The sequence below is a fragment of the Microvirga sp. GCM10011540 genome, assembly GCF_042650665.1.
GTDB lineage: Bacteria > Pseudomonadota > Alphaproteobacteria > Rhizobiales > Beijerinckiaceae > Microvirga > Microvirga lenta.
This window is the reverse complement of the sequence record NZ_JBHSBQ010000071.1, coordinates 1-1,178: the sequence shown is the minus strand read 5'-3', so window position 1 is coordinate 1,178 and position 1,178 is coordinate 1. Positions and strand designations below refer to the sequence as shown.

Annotated in this window: 1 protein-coding gene; it reads left to right on the top strand. The window is 64.8% G+C overall.

Annotated elements, in window-relative coordinates; translation table 11 throughout:
- The first annotated feature begins 212 nt into the window (after nucleotides 1–212).
- A complete protein-coding gene (locus ACFOYU_RS15295; RefSeq protein ID WP_377034253.1) occupies nucleotides 213–1,160 on the top strand; it encodes an IS110 family transposase in 948 nt (315 codons plus the stop codon).
- The last annotated feature ends 18 nt before the right edge of the window (nucleotides 1,161–1,178 follow it).

Here is a 1,178-nt window from a genome sequence, read left to right as displayed (position 1 = left end):
CGATGCTTGTCTTATGATTTTCCCGTCCTGATCGAGCAAGATGAGGATACCGCCAGCGAGTCGCGAGCTCGCTGGCGGTGGGAGGGGACGGGTCGTTCCGATGCAGACCGGTGCGGGTCGAGCTAGAGTCGGACCGCCCCTCTCTTTTCCTCGTGGCCTGAACGGATACCCGGGCGTGATGGCCCGTATGACAAGCCAAGGACGCGGAAAAGATGCATCATCCTATACCACAGACCGCCGGCATCGACATTGCCAAAGATCAGCTCGATGTTTGTCTCTACCCCGATGGAGCCACGCGCCGCTTCCCCAACGACGCCAAAGGCCATCGCGCCCTCATCGTCTGGCTCTCCAGCCAAGCCATCCAGCGCGTGGTCTTCGAACCAACCGGCGCGTATCACCGGGCCTTGGAGCGCAGCCTTGCGACCGCCGGCCTGCCGCTGGCGAAGATCAATCCCCGCCACGCCCGCCGCTTCGCTGAAGCTCTGGGCCAGCTTGCCAAAACCGATCGGCTCGATGCGGCGCTGCTGGCGCGCTTTGGCGCCCTGCTCGAGCCACCCACCCGGCCTGTGCTCAGCCCCGCTCTGGAGGCCATGAAAGAACTGTTGGTGGCCCGGCAGGCGCTCATCAAGGATCGCACGGCCGCCCTCAACCGGCAGAAGATCGTGCGCTCTGCCTTGTTGCGGCGTCAGCTCGACCAGCGGCTGCGCCAGATCGCCCGCCACTTGGCTGCGGTCGACGCCCAGCTTCAGAGCTTGTGTCTGGGTGATGCGGATCTCGCCCCACGCCTGGCAATCCTCATGAGCATTCCTGGCATTGCTCAAGCCACGGCCTTGAGCCTGCTCGTCGAGATGCCCGAACTCGGCAGCCTCGATCAGAGCCAGGTGGCCAGCCTCGCGGGCTTGGCTCCGGTGGCGCGCGACAGTGGGGCTTCCCGCGGGCGCCGCACGATCCGGGGCGGCCGCGCCCATCTGCGTCAGGCGCTGTACATGCCGGCGCTGGTGGCAGCCCGATTCAACCCGGATCTGAAAGCCAAGTACCAGGCCCTGCTCGCGGCGGGCAAGCCGGCGAAAGTCGCCCTGACCGCCATCATGCGAAAGCTCATCATCCTGGCCAATGCGCTCTTGCGAGATCAGCGAAACTGGTCTTCAAAACCCGCTTGATCAATACGGATACTCTAG

Bases quoted from the DNA above. Each gene is read 5' to 3' on its own strand.
- ACFOYU_RS15295 (WP_377034253.1), top strand. From the start codon at position 213: ATGCATCATCCTATACCACAGACCGCCGGCATCGACATTGCCAAAGAT.